Annotated in this window: 9 protein-coding genes; 1 reads left to right on the forward strand and 8 read right to left on the reverse strand. The window is 71.1% G+C overall.

Features of this window, described 5'->3' with window-relative positions:
* Positions 1 to 98: 98 nt before the first annotated feature.
* The 6 genes from OZN99_RS19150 to OZN99_RS19175 all read right to left on the reverse strand — a co-directional run bounded on the left by OZN99_RS19150 (position 99) and on the right by OZN99_RS19175 (position 5,519).
* Positions 99 to 1,082, reverse strand: coding sequence for a magnesium transporter CorA family protein (locus OZN99_RS19150; RefSeq protein WP_270936867.1), 984 nt, complete (start codon positions 1,080 to 1,082; stop codon positions 99 to 101).
* Between the two features lie 55 nt (positions 1,083 to 1,137).
* The gene (gene mtnC, locus OZN99_RS19155) at positions 1,138 to 1,818 is read right to left on the reverse strand and encodes an acireductone synthase (protein ID WP_270936868.1); all 681 of its coding nucleotides are present in this window, start codon (positions 1,816 to 1,818) and stop codon (positions 1,138 to 1,140) included.
* Between the two features lie 109 nt (positions 1,819 to 1,927).
* Positions 1,928 to 2,464, reverse strand: coding sequence for a 1,2-dihydroxy-3-keto-5-methylthiopentene dioxygenase (locus OZN99_RS19160; protein WP_270936869.1), 537 nt, complete (start codon positions 2,462 to 2,464; stop codon positions 1,928 to 1,930).
* Positions 2,461 to 3,081 (reverse strand): methylthioribulose 1-phosphate dehydratase, encoded by a 621-nt coding sequence (locus OZN99_RS19165; RefSeq protein ID WP_270936870.1) that lies wholly within the window; start codon positions 3,079 to 3,081, stop codon positions 2,461 to 2,463. Before OZN99_RS19165 ends, OZN99_RS19160 begins: the two co-directional genes overlap by 4 nt.
* Complete coding sequence (locus tag OZN99_RS19170) at positions 3,078 to 5,102, reverse strand: TRAP transporter permease (RefSeq protein ID WP_270936871.1); 2,025 nt, start codon at positions 5,100 to 5,102, stop codon at positions 3,078 to 3,080. The genes OZN99_RS19165 and OZN99_RS19170 overlap by 4 nt, the downstream gene beginning before the upstream one ends.
* Before the next feature lie 138 nt (positions 5,103 to 5,240).
* Positions 5,241 to 5,519 carry a twin-arginine translocase TatA/TatE family subunit gene (locus OZN99_RS19175; protein WP_270936872.1) on the reverse strand — a complete coding sequence of 93 codons (279 nt, stop codon included), beginning with the start codon at positions 5,517 to 5,519 and terminating at the stop codon, positions 5,241 to 5,243.
* Between the two features lie 390 nt (positions 5,520 to 5,909).
* Between OZN99_RS19175 and OZN99_RS19180 the strand changes: the two genes are divergently transcribed.
* Positions 5,910 to 6,929 (forward strand): TerC family protein, encoded by a 1,020-nt coding sequence (locus OZN99_RS19180; RefSeq protein WP_270936873.1) that lies wholly within the window; start codon positions 5,910 to 5,912, stop codon positions 6,927 to 6,929.
* Between the two features lie 79 nt (positions 6,930 to 7,008).
* On the opposite strand, the gene OZN99_RS19185 is transcribed toward OZN99_RS19180, so the two are convergent.
* Positions 7,009 to 7,992, reverse strand: coding sequence for a Bug family tripartite tricarboxylate transporter substrate binding protein (locus OZN99_RS19185; RefSeq protein ID WP_270936874.1), 984 nt, complete (start codon positions 7,990 to 7,992; stop codon positions 7,009 to 7,011).
* A gap of 62 nt (positions 7,993 to 8,054) precedes the next feature.
* Entirely contained in the window at positions 8,055 to 8,552 is a 498-nt protein-coding gene (locus OZN99_RS19190; RefSeq protein WP_270936875.1) for a CHAP domain-containing protein, read from the reverse strand.
* Positions 8,553 to 8,679: the final 127 nt, after the last annotated feature.

Here is an 8,679-nt window from a genome sequence, read left to right on the forward strand (position 1 = left end):
CGGCGGGCAGGCCGGGCCCGCGACGGCGTCGGGCGCGGCGCCCTGGGCGAGCGCGACGCCGGGCAGGAGCAGCGCGAGGAGCAGCGCGGCGCGACGGATCAGAGCCAGCCCTTCCGCTTGAAGTAGAAGATCGGCAGCAGCGCGGAGATCACCATCAGCACCAGCGCCAGCGGATAGCCCCAGACCTCCGCCAGTTCCGGCATGTGCGCGAAGTTCATGCCGTAGATGCTGGCGATCAGCGTCGGCGGCATCAGCGCCACGGAGGCCACGGTGAAGGTCTTGATGATGTTGGTCTGCTCGACGTTGATGATGCCCAGCACGGCGTCCAGCAGGAAGTTCGCCTTGCTGTTCAGGAAGCTGGCGTGGTCCACCAGGCTGCGCACGTCGCGCACCAGCGTCTTGATCAGCGCTTGGTTCTCCTTGCGGACCGCGGTCGCCTTCTCCGCGCCGACGAAGGTCAGGATGCGCGTCAGGCCGAGCAGGGTTTCCGAGGCGCGCGTCGTCACCTCGCCGACCTGGCCGAGGGTGATCAGCGCCTCGCGCAGATCGGCGTCGCGCTGGTTCGCCTTCACCTTGGCCCGGGCGCTGCGGAAGGCGGCGGCGGAGGCGCGGTCCATGTCGCTGCCGACGCGCTCGAGGATGTCGGCCAGCCGGTCCACGATCTGCTCGAACAGGTGCAGCATCACCCCGTCGGGCGAGGCGAGCAGCCCCGGGCTCTTCTGGCAGCGCAGGCTGAACACGCTGAACGCCTTCGGCGTCTGGTAGCGCACGGTCACCAGCGCCTGCCCGCCGAGCACGAAGGTGATCGGGGTGGAGCCGTATTCCCCGCCATCCACCCCGTAGAGGAAGTTCGCCGTCAGGAAGAGCACGTCGTCCTCGCGATAGAGGCGGGAGGAGCTCTCGATCTCCTCCATCTCCTCGCGGGTCGGCACTTCCAGGCGCAGCGCGGCCTGCACCGCGCGCTCTTCCTCCGCGGTCGGGTTCAGCAGGTCGATCCAGACCGCGCGCGACAGCTCCGCCGTGGGCAGCAGGCCTTCGCGGACCATGATGCGCCCTTCGGCCAGGGCGTAGGACGTCAGCATCGCGAAGCCTCCCGGCGCGGGATCGCGGGCATCTAGCCCGGGCCCATGCCGGCTGTCACGCCGCAGCGGGCAGCCCGAAGCGCCGCGCGACCTCGGGGAAGGTCGCCGCCTCGGGGTGGCGACCGCTGGGGCGCGTGCCGTCCTCCGCACGGACCAGCTGGCAGCTTCGCAGCCCGCTGGCGGCCGCGGCGTCCAGTTCCTCCGCCACGTCGGACAGGAACAGGATCGCGCCCGGCTCCTCGCCCAGCGCGGCCGCGATCGCAGCGTAGGAGGGAGACTCGCGCTTCGCGCCGACGCGCGTGTCGAAGAAGCCGCGGAACAGCCCCTCCAGGTCGCCGGCCACGGAATGGCGGAACAGCAGGCGCTGCGCCTCGACCGAGCCCGAGGAATAGACCGCCAGCGCCAGCCCGCCGGCCGCCCAGGCGCGCAGGCAGGGCGCGACATCCGGCCAGAGATGGCCGCGCAGGCGGCCATCCTCGAAGCCGGCGCGCCAGATCAACCCCTGCAGCGACTTGAGCGGCGTCACCTTCGCGTCCTCCGCCATCCAGCGGCGCAGGGTCGCCCGCGGCTCCGGCCCCGGCACCTCGGCCAGGATGGCGCGCACCGCGGGCTCGTCGCCATGCGCGTCGAGGAAGCCGTCCAGCGCGGCCTCCGCGAAGGGGAACAGCGTCTCCTTCACGAAGGCGATCGCGCTCGTCGTGCCCTCGATGTCGGTGACGACCGCCCGGACACTCATGCGCAGGAGGCCGCGCATGCGGCCCGCGCACGGCCCGGCCGCGGGGCCCTGCGGCCCGGCGGCCTGCGCGAAAGCCAAGCGCCCGGAGGGCGCGCCGGCGCCTGGGGCATCACGTATGCGCCGGAAAGCGCTCCGCCATGTCAGTGCCGGTGTAGTGCGGCGTCCAGCCGGAGGTGTCGGTGAAGACGCGGACGACCGCGAAGGACGGGTTCTCGCCCGCGTCGAACCAGTGCTTCGAGTTGGCCGGCACGCTGATCAGGTCGCCCGCGCCGCAATGCGCGTCGTAGACCTTGCCGGCCAGGTGCAGGACGAAGTTGCCGGTGCCGGCGTGGAAGAAGCGCACCTCGTCCTCGGTGTGGGTGTGCTCCGACAGGAACTTGGCGCGCATCGCATCCTTCTGCGGATGGTCCGGCGTCAGCTTGATGACGTCGGCCGTGCCCGCCCCGGTCGAGGCCAGGAAGGCATCGAGATGCGGGCGGTAGGCAGCCAGGATGGCGTCGGCGTCGGCATCGGCCGGCAGGTCGGCCAGGGGCCAGCGCTCGAACCGGACGCCGACGGCCTTCAGCTCGGCCGCGATGCGGTCCGGATCCTCGGTGACGAGGACCTGTGCGTTGCTGTCGGCATCCCAGATGGTCAGGCGGCTCATCGCGATTGCCTCCTCTCTTCCAGCTCGCAGGCCAGCATGAACTCCAGCGCTTCGAGGCGCATCAGCGCGGAGGCCATGTCGGGCGCCCATACATAGGAGCCGTGGCCGCGGATCAAGTAGCCCGGCGGGATGGAACCGGTCGGCAGCCCGTCCCACAACGCCTCCAGCCCGCGCTGCATGCGCGGGATGTCCTGGTCGTTCGACACGACCGGAACGGTCACCTCGGCGTCGTGCGTCGGCAGGCCGGGGAAGGCCTTCAGCAGCTCGTAGCCGGACAGCACCAGGCCGTTCCCGGCCAGCCGGGACAGCACCGTGTTGGCGATGGAATGGCCGTGCAGCACGGCCCCCGCCTCCGGGAAGCGGCGGTAGATGCCGCAATGGAGCAGCGTCTCCGCCGAGCTGCGCTTCGCCAGGTCCTCCGCCACGCCGTCCAGGTCCACCGCCATGACGTCGTCCGGCGTCAGGAAGCCCTTGTGCCGGCCGGAGACCGTCACGGCCAGGCGCCGCGCATCCAGCCGGACAGAGAAGTTGCCCGCCGTCGCCGGCACCAGGCCGAGCGCGTCCAGACGGCGCCCGGCGGCGACGATCGCCTCGGCGACATGCGCCGGCACGCTCATGCCAGGCGCTCCGCGGGGAAGGCACGGCGCTGCCACAGCAGGAGCGCGACGCCGATGCCGAGGCCCGCCAGGTCGGTCCAGCCTTCCGGCACCATCAGCAGCAGGCCCGCCACGCCCGCGGCCAGTCGCAGCGGCACTGCCAGCCGGCCGTTGAGCATCCAGCCCTCGGTGGCGCAGGCCAGCAGGAAGACGCCGCAGGACGCCGTGACGAAGGACTGCAGGATGAAGGCCAGCTCGCCCTGCGCCAGCAGCGCAGGGGACAGCCAGAACATGTAGGGGACGATGAAGGTGGCCAGGCCGAGCTTCACCGCGACCACGCTGGTCTTCCACATGTCCGCGCCGGCCATGGAGGCGGCGGCGAAGGAAGCGAGCGCGACCGGCGGCGTGATGGCCGACAGGATGGCGAAGTAGAAGATGAACATGTGCGCCACCAGCGGCTCCACGCCGATGCGGATCAGCCCCGGCGCCACCACCGCGGCGGCGATCGCGTAGGCCGCCGTGGTCGGCACGCCCATGCCGAGGATGATTGCCACCAGCATCGCGAACAGCATCGCGAGGAAGGAGGAGGTGCCGGCGATGTCGAGCAGCATGGTGGCGAAGCGCCCGCCTACGCCGGTCAGCCCGATCACGCCCGCGACGACACCCGCCGCGGCGCAGACCGCGATCAGCTGCATCACCTCCTTCGCGCTGCCGGACAGCGCCTGCTCGATGGCGCGCAAGGTCTCCGCGACGGCCCCGACGAGGGCCGCCGGCAGCGACTGGCCGCCGAGCGAGACGCGGTGCGCCAGCGCGGTGAACACCATGATGGCGATCGTCGCCGCGATGCCGATCGCCGCCGCGCGGAAGGGCGAGTAGCCGGAGAGCAGCACCGCGATCAGCAGCACCAGCGGCGCGGCCATGTAGGCGCGGCGCGCGATATCCACCCAGCGCGGCAGCTCGTCCCGCGTCAGGCCGCGGATGCCGGACTTCCGCGCATTGAGGTCGCAGTGGATGTAGTTGGCGATGTAGAACAGCAGCGCCGGGATCAGCCCGGCCAACGCGATGTCGGTGTAGGGGCGGCCGAGCACCTCCGCCATGATGAAGGCGCCCGCGCCCATCACCGGCGGCGTGATCTGCCCGCCCGTGGAGCTGGTCGCCTCCACCGCCGCGGCGGTGTTCCGGTCGTAGCCGACGCGGCGCATCATCGGGATGGTGAAGGCGCCGGAGGCCACGACGTTCGCCACCGCGCTGCCGGAGATGGTGCCGAACAGGATGCCGGAGACCACGGTGACCTTCGCCGGCCCGCCGCGCGCCCGCCCGACCAGCGCCAGCGCCAGGTCGTTGAAGTAGTCGCCCGCGCGGGAGGCCTGCAGGAAGGCGGCGAAGGTGACGAAGAGGATGATAAAGCTGGCGGAGACCTGCACGATGGTGCCGAGCACGCCGTTGTTGCCGAACAGCTCGACCACGGCGGCCTGCCACTCCACGCCGCGGTGATAGAGGATGCCCGGCATCCACGGCCCGACGAAGCAGTAGGCGATGAAGACCACGGCGATCAGCGGCATGACGAGGCCGGCGGTGCGGCGCGCGAATTCCAGCACGATCAGCATGCCGACCAGCCCGGCCGCCAGGTCCTGCCAGTTCGGCCCCATGAAGGACCGCATCTCGATGCCGTCGGCGTCCAGGATGTAGTGCGCCGGCACCAGCAGGCAGGGAATCATGAGCAGCCAGTCGTACCACGGCACGCGGTTGCCCGGGCTGCCACTGGCGCGCGGCGCGAAGATCGCGAAGCCGAGCGCGGCGCCGAGGAAGACATGCACGGCGCGGGAGACGGTAGGATCCACCGGGTCCACCAGGAGGATCCACATGTGCCACAGCACGAAGGCCGCGGCCGCAGCGCGCCAGGCTAGTCCCTGCCAGCCCGCCAGCTCACGGCGGGCGGAGGCGAACTCCATGTCGTCCACGTTGGTGTTGACCACGGCCTCGGGCGGCGGCGCGGCGGCCGCGCCCTGCTTCGGCCCCGGCCCGGCCTGCGTGGCTGTCATGGCGCCCCCCTGAAACGCATCGCGCCGGCCCCGGTGTCCCGGGGTCGGCGCGTGGCCGGGAACGCCCTTGGGGGCGCCAGGCGGCCAACCCGTTCGCGCGGCACCCTAGTGGCGCGCGCCGGGTCGATCAATGCGCGATCAGGCGGCGGGGCGGGTCGGGTTGGCCGGCTGCGCCTGCGCTGCCTGAGCCGCCTGCGCCTGCGGGCCCTGGATGCTGCCGGCCGGCTGCGCCGGGGTCTGGGCGGCGGCGTCGGCCGCCATGGAGGCGTCCTTGACCTCGTCTTCCTTCATGTTCTGCTTGAAGGACTTGATGCCCTTGGCCAGGTCGCCCATCAGCCCGCTGATCTTGCCACTGCCGAACAGCAGCAGGATGACCAGCAGCACCACAAGCCAGTGCCAGATGCTGAACGAACCCATCGTGACGCCTCGATCCCAGTTTCGGACGGCCTGCGGGCCTGTATCCCACATCGTCCGGGTTGCCTCGGCCGGACACTAGTCCGCGTTCTGATCCGGCGCAAACCGCACATGGCCCGGCTGACGCCGGCAGACAACGGGGGCCGCACCCGATTCCGGCCCCCCGGGAGCGACCGACCGCGTGACCCCGGCGTGTCGGCAAGATTTCCGATCGTCCACCCTTGAAACCCAACAATCATTGCGCCATCTGGCGCGACTGATCCGGGCCCCTCTGGCGGACCCGGCGGCCGGGGGTGCCGAAGGCAGCCCGGTCCGTCGCCGTGATGTCGGATCGCATCGCAACGACCCCGGGCCCGGATCGTGGCGCCTTGGGCATGCCAGGAGCCGTTCCGCATGGAATTCCTTGTCGCCGAATGGATCGGCAAGCCGGTCTGGATGTGGGCCGGCTTCCTCACCATCGTGCTCGCCCTGCTCGCCTTCGACCTCGGCGTCCTCCACAAGGAGGACAAGGAGATGGGCATCGCGGAGAGCCTGTGGCTGTCCGCCTTCTACATCGGCTTCGCCATCCTCTATGGCGGCGCGATCTGGTGGGCCTTCGACCGCGGCTACATCGAGACATCCGACGGCCTGCATGCCGGCGTGACCTATTTCACCGGCTTCTTCATCGAGAAGGCGCTGTCGATCGACAACGTCTTCGTCATCAGCCTGATCTTCACCTTCTTCGCCATCCCGCGGAAGTACCAGTACCGCGCCCTGGTCTGGGGCATCATCGCGGTGATCGTGCTGCGCGGCATCATGATCGCGGTCGGCGCGGCGCTGGTGCAGGAGTATGGCTGGGTCCTCTACATCTTCGGCGCCTTCCTGATCGCCACCGGCATCAAGATGCTGGTGGTGCCGGAGAGCGACCCGGACATCTCGAAGAACCCGGTCGTGAAGTTCTTCAAGAAGCACATGCGCGTCACGGACGAACTGCATGACCAGAAGTTCTTCGTGCGCAAGCCGGATCCGAAGACCGGCAAGCTGGTGGTGTGGGCCACGCCGCTGTTCCTGGCGCTGATCATCATCAACATCGCCGACCTGATCTTCGCGGTGGACAGCGTGCCGGCGATCTTCGCGATCACCACCGACACCTTCATCGTCTACACCGCGAACATCATGGCCATCCTCGGCCTGCGCGCGCTCTACTTCGCGCTGGCGGCGATGGTGCACCGCTTCCACTATCTGAAGTACGCGCTGGCGCTGGTGCTGGTGTTCATCGGCGGCAAGATCTTCTGGAACCAGATCTTCGGGAAGGTGGACCCGGCCATCTCGCTCGGCGTCACGCTGGCGATGATCATGGGCGGCATCTTCTACTCGCTCTGGAAGACCCGGAACGAGAAGCCGGAAACCACGAAGCTGCAGCCGGCCGAGTGATCCCGGCCATCGGCTGAGACGCGAAGGGGCGGTCCCGCGAGGGACCGCCCCTTCTGCTGTCGAGGCCCGTCGAGGGCGCTCAGCTTTCCGGCCGGATGCCCAGGCGCTGGATCAGCGGGCCCCAGCGGCCGATCTCGGCGGCGACCAGCTGCTGCAGCTGGTCCGGCCCGCTCCCCACCACCTCGAAGCCGGCCGCCGTCATGGCCGCCTGGGTCTGCGGCACCGCCAGGCCACGCGCCGCCTCCGCCGCCAGGCGCTGCACGCGCTCGGCCGGCGTTCCGGGCGGCGCGAACAGCGCGATCCAGCCATAGGCCGGCTGTCCCTCTCCGGCCTCGGCGGTCGTGACGATGTCGGGCGCCTGCGGAAAGCGCCCGTCGCTGGTGATCGCCAGCGCGCGCACCGTGCCTTCGCGCACCTGGCCGAGCACCGCGCCGGAGGCCGCGGCCATGACCTGGATGCGCCCCGCCACCAGTTCCGTCACCGACTGCGGCACGGAGCGGAACGGCACATGCGTCATGTCCAGCCCGTGCTTCGCCGCGAACTCCGCCATCACCAGGTGGCCCAGCGTGCCCGCCCCGACCGAGCCGTAGTTCAGCCGCCCGGGATTGGCCTTCGCATGCGCCACCAGCTCCGCCAGGCTGCGCGCCGGCACGGAGGGATGCACCGCCACCACGAAGGGCAGGCGCGTCAGCAGCGAGACCGGCACGAGGTCGGTGGCGGGATCGTAGGAGAGTTGCGGGTTCAGGATGCGCGCGGTGCTGGCCGGCCCGCCGATGGAGACGCCGAGGGTGTGCCCGTCATTCGCCTTGGCCACCGCATCCGTGCCGATCGCACCGCCAGCGCCGGCCCGGTTCTCCACCACGAAGGGCTGGCCGAAGACGGTCTGGAAGTGGCTGGCCACGGCGCGCGCCGCGATGTCGGGGGTGGAGCCGCCGGGAAAGGCGACGATGATCCGCACGGGGCGTTCGGGCCAGGCCGGCTGGGCGCGCAGTGCGCCGGGGGCGGCCAGGGGGACGGCGACGGTCGTGGCGGCCGCGACCAGGCCGCGACGGGTCAGGCGCATGGGTGATCCTCCCGGGGAAGCGTTGCGGCGCCACCATGCCCGACGGGCCGCGCGTGGCAAGCTCATCTCGCCGCGGCCAGTTCCACCCTGGGGTGGACGAAGCCGCGGGCCGGGAAGGCGGTCGTGCCGAAATCGCCGATGCGCGTATACCAGACCCGCACCAGCGACCAGTCGTTGGCGGGCGAGACGTCCACCACGCGCTGCGCCGTGGCGATCCGCCCGCGCGCCGCGCCGGAGGCCCAGTTGGCGTGGTCCACCAGGATCTCGCGCCGGCCGACGACCTGGCTGACGACCGCAACATGGCCGTCGCGCATGCGCGCCGTGCGGTTCAGCACCAGCACGCTGCCGGGCTGCGGCGCGCGGCTGCGGGCGTAGCGCCCCGCCGCGGCGTCCCACCAGGTCCAGGCATCGCCGGACAGCTGGATGCCGGACCGGGCGCGGGCGTAGGGCACGCAGGAGACCGGTTCGGACACCGCCGCGCCGGACGGCAGCCCGGCCTGCCGCGTGCTGCCGCAGGCGGCAAGGCCGAGCAGAAGCAGTATGGCAAGCGCAGCGCGCATGCCATTGATTCTAGCAGCGCGGCGAGCGCCGAAGCCAGCGGCGCCTTCCCGGCGTCACGCCGCCTTGCGCGCCGCCGGCACCGCCCGCATCCGCCCGCCCGGCAGGCCGCCGGGCACGCCCGCCGCC

Origin of the sequence: Falsiroseomonas oryzae (genome assembly GCF_027856955.1) — a bacterium.
Taxonomy (GTDB): Bacteria; Pseudomonadota; Alphaproteobacteria; order Acetobacterales; family Acetobacteraceae; genus Falsiroseomonas; species Falsiroseomonas oryzae.